The organism is Pseudomonas sp. BP8, from assembly GCF_017875955.1.
Classification (GTDB): domain Bacteria; phylum Pseudomonadota; class Gammaproteobacteria; order Pseudomonadales; family Pseudomonadaceae; genus Aquipseudomonas.
On the sequence record NZ_JAGINK010000001.1, the window covers coordinates 2,515,649 to 2,531,534 of the forward strand.

Annotated in this window: 12 protein-coding genes; 4 read left to right on the forward strand and 8 right to left on the reverse strand. The window is 62.5% G+C overall.

From position 1 onward, the window contains the following. Positions 1–1,110 precede the first annotated feature (1,110 nt). From J3B00_RS10925 to gloB, 7 genes are all read right to left on the reverse strand, one after another. A complete protein-coding gene (locus J3B00_RS10925; RefSeq protein WP_209867530.1) occupies positions 1,111–2,721 on the reverse strand; it encodes an ABC transporter ATP-binding protein in 1,611 nt (536 codons plus the stop codon). A 1-nt stretch (position 2,722) separates the two neighbouring features. Continuing rightward, the gene (locus J3B00_RS10930; RefSeq protein WP_209867531.1) at positions 2,723–3,742 is read right to left on the reverse strand and encodes an ABC transporter permease; all 1,020 of its coding nucleotides are present in this window, start codon (positions 3,740–3,742) and stop codon (positions 2,723–2,725) included. A gap of 1 nt (position 3,743) precedes the next feature. After that, positions 3,744–4,817, reverse strand: a complete 1,074-nt coding sequence (locus tag J3B00_RS10935) for a microcin C ABC transporter permease YejB (RefSeq protein ID WP_209867532.1) — start codon at positions 4,815–4,817, stop codon at positions 3,744–3,746. A 1-nt stretch (position 4,818) separates the two neighbouring features. Next, complete coding sequence (locus J3B00_RS10940) at positions 4,819–6,660, reverse strand: extracellular solute-binding protein (protein ID WP_209867533.1); 1,842 nt, start codon at positions 6,658–6,660, stop codon at positions 4,819–4,821. Next, the gene (locus tag J3B00_RS10945; protein ID WP_209867534.1) at positions 6,657–8,486 is read right to left on the reverse strand and encodes an extracellular solute-binding protein; all 1,830 of its coding nucleotides are present in this window, start codon (positions 8,484–8,486) and stop codon (positions 6,657–6,659) included. The genes J3B00_RS10940 and J3B00_RS10945 overlap by 4 nt, the downstream gene beginning before the upstream one ends. 299 nt (positions 8,487–8,785) lie before the next feature. After that, a complete protein-coding gene (locus tag J3B00_RS10950) occupies positions 8,786–10,216 on the reverse strand; it encodes a lytic transglycosylase domain-containing protein (RefSeq protein ID WP_209867535.1) in 1,431 nt (476 codons plus the stop codon). Positions 10,217–10,316: 100 nt separating this feature from the next. Beyond that, entirely contained in the window at positions 10,317–11,096 is a 780-nt protein-coding gene (gene gloB, locus J3B00_RS10955; RefSeq protein WP_209867536.1) for a hydroxyacylglutathione hydrolase, read from the reverse strand. Positions 11,097–11,181: 85 nt separating this feature from the next. Between gloB and J3B00_RS10960 the strand changes: the two genes are divergently transcribed. The 4 genes from J3B00_RS10960 (at position 11,182) to J3B00_RS10975 (ending at position 15,607) form a co-directional block, all read left to right on the forward strand. Continuing rightward, the gene (locus J3B00_RS10960) at positions 11,182–11,958 is read left to right on the forward strand and encodes a methyltransferase domain-containing protein (RefSeq protein ID WP_209867537.1); all 777 of its coding nucleotides are present in this window, start codon (positions 11,182–11,184) and stop codon (positions 11,956–11,958) included. A gap of 23 nt (positions 11,959–11,981) precedes the next feature. Next, positions 11,982–12,428 carry a ribonuclease HI gene (gene rnhA, locus J3B00_RS10965; RefSeq protein ID WP_209867538.1) on the forward strand — a complete coding sequence of 149 codons (447 nt, stop codon included), beginning with the start codon at positions 11,982–11,984 and terminating at the stop codon, positions 12,426–12,428. A 52-nt stretch (positions 12,429–12,480) separates the two neighbouring features. Beyond that, positions 12,481–13,224 (forward strand): DNA polymerase III subunit epsilon, encoded by a 744-nt coding sequence (dnaQ, locus tag J3B00_RS10970; RefSeq protein WP_310198089.1) that lies wholly within the window; start codon positions 12,481–12,483, stop codon positions 13,222–13,224. 121 nt (positions 13,225–13,345) lie between these two features. Further along, a complete protein-coding gene (locus tag J3B00_RS10975; RefSeq protein WP_209867539.1) occupies positions 13,346–15,607 on the forward strand; it encodes an Orn/Lys/Arg decarboxylase N-terminal domain-containing protein in 2,262 nt (753 codons plus the stop codon). Here J3B00_RS10975 and J3B00_RS10980 read toward each other — a convergent pair. Beyond that, complete coding sequence (locus tag J3B00_RS10980; RefSeq protein ID WP_209867540.1) at positions 15,591–15,809, reverse strand: hypothetical protein; 219 nt, start codon at positions 15,807–15,809, stop codon at positions 15,591–15,593. The two genes, J3B00_RS10975 and J3B00_RS10980, sit on opposite strands and share 17 nt — an antisense overlap. Positions 15,810–15,886: the final 77 nt, after the last annotated feature.

The following is a 15,886-nucleotide window of genomic DNA, read 5'->3' on the forward strand; positions in this document are numbered from 1 at the left end:
ATGGATAAGCCCACAACTCCTAGGCCAGCCAAGCCAACAGATCATCTTCCCCAACAAACCATGAAGAACCAGATACAAGCCCTAATCCAAGTCCAAGTAAGGCCTTAGCCGGTATGCAGAATCCATACAAACCCTAAGCAACCGTCTCCACCTGCAAAAACGCCGCCTCCAGCAACTGCCGCGTATACGCATGCTGCGGCGCCTGGAAGATTGCCTGTGCATCTCCCTGTTCCACGCCTGGCTTTTTTTCTTGGAAAAAAGTAACCAAAAACCGCTTGCTCCTGCATCCGGCCCCTACGCTGCGCTGCGGGGTTCCCTCGCTCCGGTCTTGCTCCGGGAGGACCGCGCTGTACGGCCCATCCTGGGCCTCAGCGCTTTCCGGCCATCCATGGCCTCCACCTCCCTGCGCAAGACCTCCACTCGGCCTCCTGAAGTCGCTGGTAGATCAAGAGCCAGATCAAGAGCAACAGCCAAGGCAACGGCTGGCGAATCGCTGCGCTCTCGCTTTGTTTGTTTACCAGCGGAATTGTGGCGTGGCTGGGCAGGGCTGCGCCCTGCGCTTTGCATTGGCAGTACCGGCCTCTTCGCGGGACAAGCCCGCTCCTACAGGGGTTGCGCCGAATTCAAAATTTGCGCAATACCTGTAGGAGCGGGCTTGCCCCGCGAAGAGGCCCGAATATCCACCACACCTGCCACTATCGAAGACAACGCCAGCCCAGACGCCACCCGTAACTTCGCGACTTCAGGAGGCCGAGTGGAGGTCTTGCGCAGGGAGGTGGAGGCCATGGATGGCCGGAAAGCGCTGAGGCCCAGGATGGGCCGTACAGCGCGGTCCTCCCGGAGCAAGACCGGAGCGAGGGGACCCGTAGCGCAGCGAAGGGCCGGATGCAGGAGCAAGCGGTTTTTGGTTACTTTTTTCCAAGAAAAAAAGTGACCCGCCGTAAGGGCGGAAGGGGCCAGAAAAGTCACCCCATCAAATGGATAAGCCCACAACTCCTAGGCCAGCCAAGCCAACAGATCATCTTCCCCAACAAACCATGAAGAACCAGATACAAGCCCTAATCCAAGTCCAAGTAAGGCCTTAGCCGGTATGCAGAATCCATACAAACCCTAAGCAACCGTCTCCACCTGCAAAAACGCCGCCTCCAGCAACTGCCGCGTATACGCATGCTGCGGCGCCTGGAAGATTGCCTGTGCATCTCCCTGTTCCACCACCTGGCCCTGCTTGATCACCATCAATTGATGACTCAACGCCTTGACCACCGCCAGGTCATGGCTGATGAACAGGTACGTCAGGTTGTATTTGAGCTGCAAGTTGCGCAGCAACTCCACCACCTGGCGCTGCACGGTCCGATCCAGCGCCGAGGTCGGTTCATCCAGCAGAATCAGCGCGGGCTTGAGCACCAACGCCCGGGCAATCGCAATACGCTGGCGCTGCCCGCCCGAGAACTCATGCGGATAACGATGGCGAGTCGCCGGGTCCAGCCCAACTTCCTGCAACGCCGCGATGATCGCCGCCTCCTGCTCCTCGGCCGTACCAATCCGGTGAATCCGCAAGCCTTCACCGACGATATCCGCCACCGACATGCGCGGGCTGAGGCTACCGAACGGATCCTGGAACACCACCTGCATTTGCCGCCGTAGCGGTCGCACTTCCTTCTGGTTCAGCCCTTCCAGGTGCTGTCCATGGAAGCGAATTGCGCCTTGGCTCGCGATCAAACGCAAGATCGCCAGGCCAAGCGTCGACTTGCCCGAGCCACTCTCACCGACAATCCCCAGCGTCTGCCCTTGGGGCAGGCTGAAGTTGATCCCGTCCACTGCTTTGACATGGTCGACGGTGCGCCGCAGCAAGCCTTTCTTGATCGGGAACCACACACGCAGGTCATCCACCTCGAGCAACGGCGCGCCAATCGCGTTCGCGGCAGGCGCGCCGCTCGGCTCGGCATTGATCAGCATCTGCGTGTAAGGGTGCTGCGGCGCGCTGAACAAGGTCGCGCACTCGGCCTGCTCGACAATCTTCCCGCGTTGCATCACGCACACCCGATGCGCGATCCGCCGTACCAGGTTGAGGTCGTGGCTGATCAGCAGCAAGGCCATGCCCAAGCGCGACTGCAACTCCTTGAGCAAATCAAGAATCTTCAACTGCACAGTGACGTCGAGCGCGGTGGTGGGCTCGTCGGCAATCAGCAGCTCCGGCTCATTGGCCAGGGCCATGGCAATCATCACCCGCTGGCGCTGGCCACCGGACAGCTCGTGGGGCAGGGCCTTGAGGCGCTTGTGCGGTTCAGGAATGCCGACCAGCTCGAGCAGTTCCAGCGTCCGTGCGGTGGCTTGTTTGCCGGTCAAGCCCTTGTGTAGCAGGAGGATCTCGTTGATCTGCTTCTCGATGCAGTGCAGCGGATTCAGCGAGGTCATCGGCTCCTGAAAGATCATCGCAATGCGGTTGCCACGGATCCGCTGCATGGGCTTCTCGCCCAGTTGCAGCAGGTCCTTGTCGCCATAGTGAATAGTGCCGCTGGGATGGCGCGCAAGCGGGTAGGGCAGCAGGCGCAAGATCGAATGCGCGGTGACCGACTTGCCCGAGCCGCTCTCGCCAACCAGGGCAATGGTCTCGCCCTTGCGGATATCAAAGCTGATGCCATCGACCACGCGGTTGACCTGGTCGCCGCTGAGGAACTCGACCGCAAGATCACGCACTTCGATCAGATTCTGTTCACTCATGTCATTTCCTCGGGTCGAAGGCATCGCGGGCGGACTCGCCGATGAACACCAGCAAGCTGAGCATCACCGCCAGCACGGCGAAGGCGCTGATGCCCAGCCAGGGCGCCTGCAGGTTGGACTTGCCCTGGGCAACCAGCTCGCCCAGTGACGGCGAACCGGCGGGCAGGCCGAAGCCGAGGAAGTCGAGGGCGGTGAGGGTGCCGATCGCGCCGGTGAGAATGAACGGCATGAAGGTCATGGTCGAGATCATCGCGTTGGGCAGGATGTGCCGGTACATGATCGCGCCATTGCGCATGCCTAGGGCGCGGGCAGCGCGCACGTATTCGAGGTTGCGCCCGCGCAGGAACTCGGCGCGCACCACGTCGACCAGGCTCATCCAGGAGAACAGCAGCATGATCCCCAACAGCCACCAGAAGTTGGGCTGGACGAAGCTGGCGAGAATGATCAACAGATAGAGCACCGGCAGCCCCGACCAGATCTCCAGGAAGCGTTGGCCGGCGAGGTCGACCCAGCCGCCGTAAAAGCCCTGCAGGGCGCCGGCAATCACGCCGACGATGGAACTGAGGATGGTCAGCGTCAGGGCAAACAGCACCGACACGCGGAAGCCGTAGATCACCCGCGCCAGAACATCACGGCCCTGGTCGTCGGTGCCCAGCCAGTTGTCCGCCGAGGGTGGGGCCGGTGCTGGCACCTTGAGGTCGTAGTTGATGCTCTGGTAGCTGAACGGAATCGGCGCCCACAGCACCCAGCTGTCTTTCTTCTCCAGCAGGTCGCGAATGTAGGGGCTCTTGTAGTTGGCCTCGAGCGGGAACTCGCCGCCAAAGGTGGTCTCCGGGTAGCGCTTGAACGCCGGGAAGTACCATTCGCCGTCATAGCGCACGGCGATCGGCTTGTCGTTGGCGATCAGTTCAGCGCCCAGGCTCAGGCCGAACAGGATGATGAACAGCCACAGCGACCACCAGCCACGGCGGTTGGCCTTGAAGCGCTCGAAGCGCCGGCGATTGAGAGGGGACAGGGTCATGTCAGTGCTCCCGGCTGGCGAAGTCGATGCGCGGATCGACCAGGGTGTAGGTCAGGTCGCCGATCAGTTTCACCACCAACCCGAGCAGGGTGAAGATGAACAGGGTGCCGAAGACCACCGGGTAGTCGCGGTTGATCGCTGCCTCGAAACTCATCAGGCCAAGGCCGTCGAGGGAGAAGATCACCTCGATGAGCAGCGAGCCGGTGAAGAAGATGCCAATGAAGGCCGAGGGGAAGCCGGCGATCACCAGCAGCATGGCATTGCGGAACACGTGACCGTAGAGCACGCGTGACCGGCTCAGGCCCTTGGCCTTGGCAGTGACCACGTACTGCTTGTTGATCTCGTCGAGGAAGCTGTTCTTGGTCAGCAGGGTCATGGTGGCAAAGTTGCCGATGACCAGCGCGGTAATCGGCAGCACCAGGTGCCAGAAGTAATCGAGCACCTTGCCTGTGGTGGACAGCTCTTCGAAGTTGTTCGAGGTCAAACCGCGTAAAGGGAACCAGTCGAAATAACTGCCGCCGGCAAACAGCACGATCAGCAGAATGGCGAACAGGAACGCCGGGATGGCGTAGCCGACGACAATCGCCGAGCTGGTCCAGACATCGAAGTGGCTACCGTGACGCACCGCCTTGGCGATCCCCAGCGGGATCGACACCAGGTACATGATCAGCGTGCTCCACAGCCCCAGCGAGATCGACACCGGCATCTTTTCGGCGATCAGGTCGATGACCTTGGCATCGCGGAAGAAGCTGCTGCCAAAATCCAGCTGTGCGTAGTTCTTGACCATGATCCACAAACGCTCGGGCGGCGATTTGTCGAAGCCGTACATGCGCTCGATCTCGGCGATCAGGGCCGGGTCCAGGCCCTGCGCGCCGCGGTAGTTGGAGCCGGCCACCGAGACTTCGGCGCCGCCACCGGCGATGCGGCTGGTGGCGCCGTCAAAGCCTTCGAGCTTGGCGATCATCTGCTCGACCGGGCCGCCAGGCGCGGCCTGGACAATGATGAAGTTGATGACCAGGATGCCCAGCAGGGTCGGGATGATCAGCAGCAGGCGCCGCAGGATATAGGCCAGCATGTCAGTTGGCCTCGTCCGGCTGGGCCGGCTGCAGGGACACGGCCGGGGTCACGTCGGGCTTGATCCACCAGGTGTCGATGCCGACGTCATACTTGGGCGAAATCGCCGGGTGGCCGATGTGGTTCCAGTAGGCCACGCGCCAGGTCTTGATGTGCCAGTTGGGGATCACGTAGTAGCCCCACAGCAACACGCGGTCTAGCGCGCGGGCGTGGTCGATCAGGCTCTGGCGCGAGTCGGCGTTGATCAGTTGTTCAACCAGTTGGTCGACGGCGGGCTCGCGCAGGCCCATGAAGTTGCGGCTGCCGGGGTTGTCGGCGGCGCCGGTGGTCCAGAACTCACGTTGCTCGTTGCCGGGCGAGCTGGACTGCGGGAAGCCGCTGACGATCATGTCGAAGTCGCGCGAGCGCAGCCGGTTGATGTACTGCGGGACTTCAACCCGGCGGATGCTCAGCTCGATGCCAAGGTCGGCCAGGTTGCGTTTGTACGGCAGCAGAACGCGCTCGAATTCGGTCTGGGCGAGGAGGAACTCGATCGACACCGGTTTGCCTTGGGCGTCGACCATCTTGTCGTCGACGATCTTCCAGCCGGCTTCCTGCAGCAGCTTGTAGGCTTCACGCTGCTGCTCGCGGATCATCCCGCTGCCATCGGTGACCGGGTTCTTGTAGGCCTCGCTGAGGGCCTGCTCGGGGATCTGGCCACGAAACGGTTCGAGGATCTTCAGCTCGGCTGGGGAGGGCAGCCCATGGGCGGCCATGTCCGAGTTCTCGAAGAAGCTGCTGTTGCGGGTATAGGCGCCGTTGAACAGCTGCTTGTTGGTCCACTCGAAGTCCAGCAACAAGCTCAGTGCCTTGCGCACGCGCACGTCCTGGAACACTGGGCGGCGCAGGTTGAAGACGAAGCCCTGCATGCCGGTCGGGTTGCCGTTGGGCAGCTCTTCCTTGATCAGTCGGCCGTCCCGCACTGCCGGCACGTTGTAGGCATTGGCCCAGTTTTTTGCGGTCATTTCCTGCATGTAATCGAACTGGCCGGCTTTGAGCGCTTCGAGGGCAACGGTGTTGTCGCGGTAGTAGTCGAAGGTCATTGCGTCGAAATTGAACTGGCCGCGGTTGAGCGGCAGGTCCTTGGCCCAATAGTCCTTGACCCGCTCGAAGCGGACCGAGCGACCGGCCTTGACCTCGGCGACCTTGTACGGCCCGCTGCCGAGCGGGATCTCGAGGTTGCCCCGGGTGAAATCGCGGGTTTCATACCAGTGCTTGGGCAGTACCGGTAGCTGGCCTAGGATCAACGGCAGCTCGCGGTTGTTCTTGTGCTTGAACTTGAACAGCACGGTCAGCGGGTTTTCCGCGACGACCTCGGCGACATCGCCGTAGTACACGCGGTACAGCGGTGCGCCTTTGCTGACTAGTGTGTTGAAGGTCCACACCACATCGTCCGCACGCATCGGGTGGCCATCGTGAAAGCGTGCCTCGGGGCGCAGATAGAAGCGCACCCAGCTGTTGTCCGGGGCCTTTTCGATCTTGCCGGCAACCAGGCCGTATTCGGTGAACGGCTCGTCCAGGCTCTGGCGCATCAGGGTGTCGTAGATACTGCCGACGTTCTCTGCCGCGACGCCTTTGTTGATGAACGGGTTGAGGCTGTCGAAGCCGCCGAAGCTGGACTGGCGGAAGGTGCCGCCCTTGGGTGCGTCGGGGTTGACGTAGTCGAAGTGCTGGAAGTTTGCCGGGTATTTCGGCGGCTCGTCGTACAGGGTCAGGGCGTGTTGCGGTGCGGCCATCGCGGGGAGGCTCAGGCAGGCGAGCAGGAGGCTGCCGGCCAGCTGGCGCAGGCGGTGCGTTGGCGTCATTTGGCTTTCTCCGAAGTCTTGAGCCACCAGCTGTTCAGGCCCAGGGTATAGGGCGGCGTGGTGACGAAGGCGAACCGGTTGCGGTAGGCCAGGCGATGATTGTCGAGATACCAGTTGGGGATCATGTAGTAGTGCCATGACAGCACCCGGTCCAGGGCGCGCGCGGCGGCGACCTGGTCATCACGGCTGCGTGCGGCGAGCAAGGTGTCGAGCAAGTGGTCGACCACTGGATCCTTGACCCCAGCATAGTTCTTGCTGCCCTTGGTCGTGGCCTGGCTGGAATGAAAATACAGCCACTGTTCAAGGCCTGGGCTCAAGGTCTGGTTGAGGGTCATCAGGATCATGTCGAAGTCGAATTGGTCGAGCCGTTGTTTGTATTGGGCACGGTCTACAGTGCGCAAACGCGCATCGATGCCGATGCTGGCCAGGTTTTCGACATAAGGTTGCAGGATACGTTCGAGGTTGGGGTTCACCAGCAGCAGTTCCAGCCTGAACTGCTTGCCCTTGGCATCCACCAGGCGTTGGCCGTCCAGCTTCCACCCGGCCTTGCCGAGCAGGGTCAGGGCCTGACGCAGGGTCTGGCGGCTGACGCCACTGCCTTCGGTGTGGCTGACCTGGTACGGCTCGGTGTAGAGCTTGGCCGGCAGCTGGTCACGGAACGGCGCCAGCAGCAGCCACTCCTTGCCGGTCGGCAAGCCGCTGGCGGCAAACTCGCTGTTGGGGTAATAGCTGGTCGAGCGGCGGTAGGCGCTGCTGAACAGGGCGCGGTTGGTCCACTCGAAATCGAGCATCAAGCCCAGCGCCTGGCGTACCTGCGGGTCGCTGAAATTGCCTCTGCGGCTGTTCATGAACAGCCCCTGGGTCTGGGTCGGGATGCGGTGCGGTATCTGCGCCTTGATCACGTCGCCGCGACGCACCGCAGGAAAGTTGTAGCTGTTAGCCCAGTTTTTTGCCTGGTGCTCAATGTAGATGTCGAACTCACCGGCCTTGAACGCTTCGAACGCTACCGTGGAATCGCGGTAGAACTCGTACTCGACGCGGTTGTAGTTGTACTTGCCGCGGTTGACCGGCAGATCCTTGCCCCAGTAGTTCTTGACCCGGGTGAACACCAGGCGCCGGCCTGGCTGGACCTCGCTGATGCGGTACGGACCGCTGCCCAGAGGCGGCTCGAAGGTGGTGGCCTTGAAGTCGCGGCCCTGCCAGTAGTGCTTGGGCAGCACCGGCATCTCGCCCAGGCGCAGGATCAACAGCGGGTTGCCGGCGCGTTTGAAGACGAAGCGGATGCGCAACGGCCCGAGGATGTCGACCCGTTGCACTTCCTGCAGGTTGGTGCGGTACAGCGGATGACCGTCCTTGAGCAGCGTGCGGTAGGAGAAGGCCACGTCTGCCGAGGTGATCGGGTGGCCATCATGGAAGCGTGCTTGCGGGCGCAGGTTGAACACCACCCAGCTGCGGTCTTCGCTGTATTCGACCGAGCGGGCGATCAGGCCGTAACTGGAAGTGGGCTCGTCGCCGGAGGGGTCGTACATGCCGGTACCGACCATCAGCGTCTCATTCAGCTCACTCACGCCGTACTGCAGAAAATTCGGTGTGGTGACCGGGCTGGAACCCTTGAAGGTATAGGGGTTGAGCGTGTCGAAGGTGCCAAATGCCATGGCCCGCAAGGTACCGCCCTTGGGCGCTTGCGGGTTGACCCAATCGAAATGGGTGAATGTGGCTGGGTATTTGAGCGTGCCGAACTGCGCGTAACCGTGGCTTTCGCTAACGGTCGCGCCTGCGGAAAAGCTCAAGGCCAGGCTGAAGGTCAGCAGGAGAGGACGTATCAAGTCGGCATCCGATCCAGAGGGCTTTGGGCTTTGGTCGGGCTACAGTAACAGCTTGGCGGGATTGGAAAAAGAGTGGGCAGAGGGGTTGTGGAAAGGGGCTGGGGTGCGGCTGTATTTGTTGTGTCGGCGCCAGTCTCTTCACGGGACAATCCGTTAAGAAGCTGGGGCCGCTTTGCGGCCCTTTCGCGACACAAGGCCGCTCCCACGCTGATCGTGTGTGCCTTTCTTACAGGCTAAGCACGGACGGTGTGGGAGCGGCCTTGTGTCGCGAAAGGGCTGCAAGGCAGCCCCAGACTTTATTAGTGGCCGACGTATACAGTCAGGGTCTGCCCTGGCTTGAGCGCATGCCCGCTGCGCGGATTCCAGCGCTTGAGGTGCTTCATTTCGACATTGAAGCGTTTGGCCACCAGGTACAGCGAATCACCCTTGCGCACCTTGTACTGGGTTGAGCGCTTGGCGGACGCAGCGACGCGATTGCCCGCCGCCGACGGCGCATTACCACCGCGCAGGGCCAGCACCTGACCCGCTTTCAAGCGACTACCCGAGAGCCGGTTCCAGCGCTGGATGTCGCGCACCGAAACTCGGTTGGCCTTGGCAATGGTGCCCAGGTTGTCGCCCCGCTTGACCCGGTAGCTGCGCGCTGCCGCCGGTGCCCGGGCTTCAGCCACGGCAGCCTCGAACACGGCCTTGCGCGGTTGCAGGCTGACCAACTGTTCGGGGTTGAGGTTGGACAGGCTGGCGGACAGCAGTTGCGCCTTGGCGGTCGGCACCAGCAGTTGCTTGGGGCCATCGACGGTCATGCGCTTCTTGAACGCCGGGTTGAGCTGGATCAGCTCGTCCTCGTCGATATTGGCGAAGGCGGCGACGCGCGACAGGTCCAGGCGGTCGTTGATGGCGACAGCCTCGAAGTACGGTTCGTTGGCGATCGGGTTCAGGTTGACCCCGTACGACTCGGGCGTCTGCACAACTTGCGACAGGGCCAGCAGCTTGGGCACGTAGTCGCGGGTTTCCTGCGGCAATGGCAGGTTCCAGTAGTCGGTCGGCAAACCGAGCTTTTCGTTGCGCTCGATCGCCCGGCTGACGGTGCCTTCACCGGCGTTATAGGCAGCCAGGGCCAGCAGCCAGTCACCGTTGAACATGTCGTGCAGACGGCTCAGGTAATCCAGCGCAGCGTTGGTCGATGCGGTGATGTCGCGGCGGCCGTCGTAGAAATTGGTCTGGCGCAGGTTGAAGTGGCGCCCGGTGGACGGGATGAACTGCCACATGCCTGCGGCATGCGCACGCGAGTAGGCCATCGGGTTGTAGGCGCTCTCGATGGCCGGCAGCAAGGCCAGCTCCAGCGGCATGTCACGTTCTTCGAGGCGCTCGACGATGTAGTGCAGATAAAGGCTGCCGCGTTCGCCGGCGGTCTCGATGAAGCGTGGGTTGCTGGCGAACCACAGACGCTGCTGCTCGATGCGCGGATTGACGTCGATGGTGTCCTGCAGGGCGAAGCCCAGGCGCATGCGTTCCCAGACATCCTGAGGCGGCTGCTCCTTGACCTGTACCACCAGCGGCACTGGCTTGTGCTTGATCCGAGCCTGATAGGTGTGCGCGCGAACGCTGTCGGATTCGTCGACCTGACGGGTGCTCTGGCAGCCCACCAAAGTGGCGGCCAGGGCCAGCGCACTGATCTGTGCGAGGCGCGTCAAAGCGACGGATTGCGAGGTTCTGCGGCTACGTGAAGACATCGGCTGGGAAGGGTATCCGGGCGAAAAATTTCGGCGATTCTAGGAACCGGTCCCGGCCGGGTCAACCTTTAGCCATCAATTGCGATATATCTTGAGGTTATCAAAAGCGGTCTTTCCAAGACCTCAAGGCAGCAAAAACAGCGGCTTGGCCTACGTTTGAATAACCTTTCCATTCGTCTGCTTTTTGTTTAACGGATGTTTCAGCGGTGCGCAGGAAGGGGTTGGTCAGGCGCTCCCGGGCGATCGTTGATGGCAATGTGATGCGATCTTGCGCGCGCAGGCGGGTAACCTCGTCGAAGCGCTGGGCAACGTGCGGGTTGTGCGGCTCGACGGCCTTGGCAAAGCGCAGGTTGCTCAGGGTGTATTCGTGAGCGCAGTACACTTCGGTTTCGGCGGGCAGGGCGGCCAAGCGCTCCAGCGAGTGATGCATCTGCTCGGGAGTGCCTTCGAACAGACGCCCGCAACCCGCTGCGAACAAGGTGTCGCCGCTGAACAGCAATGGCGTTGGCGTCTGCTCGGTAAAGAAGGCGATATGGCCCAGGGTATGGCCGGGCATCGCCATGACCTGGAAAGTCAGGCCAAGCGCGGTAACCTGTGCGTTGTCTTCGAGTGCCACATCGCGGGCGGGAATGTGCTCGTGGGCCGGGCCGCTGACGCGCGCGCCGGTGAGCTGCTTGAGCTGCTCGACGCCGCCGACGTGGTCATGGTGGTGATGGGTGACGAGAATGTCCTGCAGCACCCAGCCTGGGTTGGCCTGCAGCCAGGCGACAACGGGTTCGGCGTCACCTGGATCGACCACCGCGCACTGGCGTTTGGCAGTATCCTGTAACAACCAGATGTAGTTGTCGGAGAAAGCGGGTAGGGCATCGATCTGTATCATGGTGCGGATCCGAATCATCTGGCGTGGGATATGAGGGCATCTTAGCCGCGATGGCGCGGCGGGAGAACCTTGGAGGGAGAACGCAATGACCGACCAAGCCTTTGCCCAGGCCGATCCTGACTGGGTCGAACTGATCAGCCTGGCCCGCGACTGGTTTCAGGGCCCCCTTGGGCAGTTGATGCTGCGCGAGGAAGAAAAGTTGCTTGAAGCGGAGCTGGCGCGCTTCTTTGGCGGCTATCTGGTGCATTACGGACCGTGTGCCGAACCACCGCCATGCGCCCCGCAAGTGCACCGCAACGTGCGCCTCGGGGCGCCGCTGCCGGGGGTCGAGATTGTCTGCGAGGAGCAGGCCTGGCCGCTCTCCGAGCATGCCGCCGACGTGGTGGTGCTGCAGCATGGCCTGGATTTCAGCCTGTCGCCGCATGGCTTGCTGCGTGAGGCGGCCAGTGCAGTGCGCCCGGGCGGGCATCTGCTGATTGTCGGCATCAACCCTTGGAGCGGCTGGGGCATGCGCCATCTGTTCAGCCACGGCGCCCTGCGCAAGGCGCGCTGCATTTCGCCGTCGCGGGTCGGCGACTGGCTCAACCTGCTCGGCTTCGCGCTGGAGAAACGCCGCTTCGGCTGTTATCGTCCGCCGCTTGCCTCGCCGGCCTGGCAACAGCGCCTGGCCGGTTGGGAGCGGCGGGCCGGGGGCTGGCAAACAGCCGGGGGTGGGGTCTACCTGCTGGTGGCGCGCAAGATGGTAGTCGGCTTGAGGCCGCTGCGCCTGGAGCGCCGGGAGCCGATGGGCAAGCTGCTGCCGTTGCCGCTGGCCAAGGTCAACCGCGACGCCGTCAACCGTGACCAGCACCCCGGTGTTTAAAACACAGCGAGTTAAGGCAGTACATGAGCGAAAGCATCGAGATCTACACCGATGGCGCCTGCAAGGGCAATCCTGGCCCAGGTGGCTGGGGCGTGCTGATGGTCTACAAGGGCGTCGAGAAGGAATTGTGGGGCGGTGAGCTCGAGACCACCAACAACCGCATGGAGCTGATGGCCGCGATCGAAGGCTTGCGGGCACTCAAGCGCGAATGCGAAGTGGTGCTGACCACCGACTCGCAGTACGTCATGAAAGGCATCAACGAGTGGATGGCCAACTGGAAGAAGCGCGGCTGGAAGACAGCAGCCAAAGAGCCGGTGAAAAACGCCGACCTGTGGCGCGAGCTCGACGAGCAGGTCAATCGGCACAAGGTCACCTGGAAGTGGGTGCGCGGGCACATTGGCCATCCTGGCAACGAGCGCGCCGACCAGTTGGCCAACCGCGGCGTCGACGAGGTGCGCGCCAAGCGTTGAGCTGGGGTACAATCGCCGGCTTTCCCTTGTAGCACCAGTTGGAGCCACCCGCGTGGAGCAGCAGAACACCAGATACGTCGTCCTCGATACCGAAACCACCGGCATGCCGGTCAGCGAGGGGCACCGGATCATCGAAATTGGCTGTGTCGAGGTTTTGGGCCGACGCCTGACCGGACGGCATTTCCATGTGTATCTGCAGCCTGATCGCGAGAGTGACGAGGGCGCCATCGGCGTCCACGGTATTACCGATACGTTCCTGATCGGCAAACCGCGTTTCGCCGAGGTGGCCGAGGAGTTCTTCGAGTTCATCCAGGGCGCTCAACTGGTCATCCATAACGCAGCGTTCGACGTTGGCTTCATCAACAACGAGTTCGCCCTGCTCGGTCAGCACGACCGCGCTGACCTGTCCAAGCACTGCGGCATCCTCGACACCCTGATGCTGGCGCGCGCGCGCCATCCAGGCCAGCGCAACAGCCTCGATGCGTTGTGCAAACGCTACGGCATCGACAACTCCGGCCGTGAACTGCACGGCGCGTTGCTTGACTCCGAGCTTCTGGCAGACGTTTATCTGGCGATGACCGGTGGCCAGACCAGCCTGTCGCTGGCGGGCCATGGGGCTGACGGGGAAGAGGGCAGTGATGGCACCGGCAGCGAGATTCGCCGGATTGTCGGGCGTCAACCGCGGCCGATCGTCATGGCCACGGCTGAAGAGCTCGAGGCGCATGCCGAGCGGTTGGCGGCGGTGGCCAAATCGGCCGGTGGGCCGGCGCTGTGGCAGACCCTCAACGAGGCCTGACTGCGGGCCCCTTTCGCGACACAAGGCCGCTCCCACAGCGACTGCGCATGCCTGCACAGCGGCGCCAGGATCCCAGCTACCCTGAAAGGACCGAGCCGTCCTCAAGAGGTAGCCGTCGCCCATGTACAAGGACCTGAAGTTTCCCATCCTCATCGTCCACCGGGCGATCAAGGCAGACAGCGTTGCCGGCGCGCGAATTCGCGGCATCGCTGATGAGCTGACCCAGGACGGCTTCGCCATCCTCGCCGCAGCCGACCACGCCGAAGCGCGTCTGGTCGCCGCTACCCATCACGGCCTGGCCTGCATGCTGATCGCGGCCGAGGGCGTCGGTGAAAATACCCACTTGCTGCAAAACATGGCCGAGCTGATCGGCCTGGCTCGGCTGCGCGCGCCCGACCTGCCTATCTTCGCCCTTGGAGAGCAGGTGACCCTGGAAAATGCCCCCGCTGAAGCGATGAGTGAACTGAACCAGTTGCGCGGCATTCTCTACCTGTTCGAAGACACCGTTCCGTTTCTCGCCCGCCAGGTTGCGCGTGCCGCGCACAGTTATCTGGATGGCCTGCTGCCGCCGTTCTTCAAGGCCCTGGTGCAGCATACCGCACAGTCCAACTACTCCTGGCACACCCCTGGCCACGGTGGCGGCGTGGCCTACCGCAAGAGCCCGGTCGGCCAGGCCTTTCATCAATTTTTCGGTGAGAACACGCTGCGCTCGGATTTATCGGTCTCGGTGCCCGAATTGGGCTCGCTGCTCGACCATACCGGACCGCTGGCAGCGGCTGAAGCACGGGCGGCGCGCAACTTTGGCGCCGATCACACCTTCTTCGTGATCAACGGCACCTCGACTGCGAACAAGATCGTCTGGCACTCGATGGTCGCCCGCGAGGACCTGGTACTGGTCGACCGCAACTGCCACAAGTCGGTGGTTCACGCGATCATCATGACCGGCGCCATCCCGCTCTATCTCTGCCCTGAGCGCAACGAACTGGGCATCATCGGGCCGATCCCGCTGAGCGAGTTCAGTGCTGAGTCGATCCAGGCGAAGATAGACGCCAACCCGCTGGCGCGCGGGCGACCTGCACGGATCAAGCTGGCGGTGGTGACCAATTCGACCTACGACGGGCTGTGCTACCACGCCGGAATGATCAAACAGGCGTTGGCGGGCAGTGTCGAGGTGGTGCATTTCGACGAAGCGTGGTTCGCCTATGCCGCGTTTCATGAGTTCTTCGCCGGCCGCTACGCCATGGGCACAGCGCGCAGCGTCGACAGCCCGTTGCTGTTCAGTACCCACTCGACGCACAAGCTGCTCGCGGCGTTCAGCCAGGCGTCGATGATCCACGTGCAGGATGGCGCTGCCCGCCCGCTCGACCGGGATCGCTTCAACGAAGCATTCATGATGCACACCTCAACCTCGCCGCAGTACAGCATCCTCGCCTCGCTCGACGTCGCCTCGGCCATGATGGAAGGGCCTGCCGGGCGCTCGTTGTTGCAGGAGATGTTCGATGAGGCGCTGAGCTTTCGCCGGGCGCTGGCCAAGCTGCGTGAGCACATCGCCGCCGACGATTGGTGGTTCAGCATCTGGCAGCCGGAAAGCGCCGAAGCCAATCAGCGCCTGGCGGCAGATGACTGGCTGTTGCAGCCCTCAGCACAGTGGCATGGATTTGGCGAAGTCGAGCCGGGCTATGTTCTGCTCGACCCGCTCAAGGTCACCCTGGTCATGCCAGGGCTGAGTGCCGGCGGGGCGCTGGGCGAGTACGGCATACCCGCTGCGGTGGTGAGCAAGTTTCTCTGGGAGCGTGGGCTGGTGGTGGAAAAGACCGGGCTGTACAGCTTCCTGGTGCTGTTCTCGATGGGTATCACCAAGGGCAAGTGGAGCACCTTGCTCACCGAGCTACTGGAGTTCAAACGCCATTATGCGGCCAATACCCCACTCGCCTTGAGCTTGCCCAGTGTGGTGGCGCAGGCTTGCGCGCGGTATCAGGGGCTGGGTTTGCGTGACCTGTGCGACCAGTTGCATGAGTGCTACCGCAGCAATGCCACGGCCAAGCAGCTCAAGCGCTTGTTCACGCGCTTGCCGGAGGTTGCCATCAGCCCGGCCCAGGCTTACGACCACCTGGTCCGTGGCGAAATTGAAGCGGTGCCCGTGGAGGCCTTGCTCGGCAGGGTTTCGGCAGTGATGCTGGTACCGTACCCGCCGGGGATTCCGTTGATCATGCCGGGCGAACGCTTCACCGAGGCAACGCGAGCGATCCTCGATTATCTGGCATTCGCCCGGGCCTTTGACCATGGTTTTCCTGGATTTGTCGCCGATGTCCATGGACTACAGAGCGAAGAGCAAGGCCCGGGGCAGGTCTATACGGTGGATTGCGTCAAGGAATGCGGATGATTTCCACGCCGCTCTGGGCCAGCTCGAAACGGTCCTCGCCCAGGTAGTTGACGCGGTCACCAATGGCCAGGCGGTAACTGGTGATTGGCGCGCTGAGCGCGCTGCCGTCGGCCTGGAGCGTGGACTCCTGGAATTCATGGACGGGGTAGATGCGGCCTTCGGCGTCACGGGCGTGGAATTGGCCGACCAGTACTGCTGCCATTTTGGGGGGAAACCTCTGAAAAATGTAAGAAATGTCTGCAGGCATAGACCAGTGAAACCCGTGGGAAGTTTTCTATC

Bases quoted from the DNA above. Each gene is read 5' to 3' on its own strand.
- J3B00_RS10950 (WP_209867535.1), bottom strand. From the start codon at position 10,216: ATGTCTTCACGTAGCCGCAGAACCTCGCAATCCGTCGCTTTGACGCGC.
- J3B00_RS10975 (WP_209867539.1), top strand. From the start codon at position 13,346: ATGTACAAGGACCTGAAGTTTCCCATCCTCATCGTCCACCGGGCGATC.
- gloB (WP_209867536.1), bottom strand. From the start codon at position 11,096: ATGATACAGATCGATGCCCTACCCGCTTTCTCCGACAACTACATCTGG.
- J3B00_RS10980 (WP_209867540.1), bottom strand. From the start codon at position 15,809: ATGGCAGCAGTACTGGTCGGCCAATTCCACGCCCGTGACGCCGAAGGC.
- J3B00_RS10960 (WP_209867537.1), top strand. From the start codon at position 11,182: ATGACCGACCAAGCCTTTGCCCAGGCCGATCCTGACTGGGTCGAACTG.
- J3B00_RS10925 (WP_209867530.1), bottom strand. From the start codon at position 2,721: ATGAGTGAACAGAATCTGATCGAAGTGCGTGATCTTGCGGTCGAGTTC.
- J3B00_RS10930 (WP_209867531.1), bottom strand. From the start codon at position 3,742: ATGACCCTGTCCCCTCTCAATCGCCGGCGCTTCGAGCGCTTCAAGGCC.
- J3B00_RS10940 (WP_209867533.1), bottom strand. From the start codon at position 6,660: ATGACGCCAACGCACCGCCTGCGCCAGCTGGCCGGCAGCCTCCTGCTC.
- rnhA (WP_209867538.1), top strand. From the start codon at position 11,982: ATGAGCGAAAGCATCGAGATCTACACCGATGGCGCCTGCAAGGGCAAT.
- J3B00_RS10935 (WP_209867532.1), bottom strand. From the start codon at position 4,817: ATGCTGGCCTATATCCTGCGGCGCCTGCTGCTGATCATCCCGACCCTG.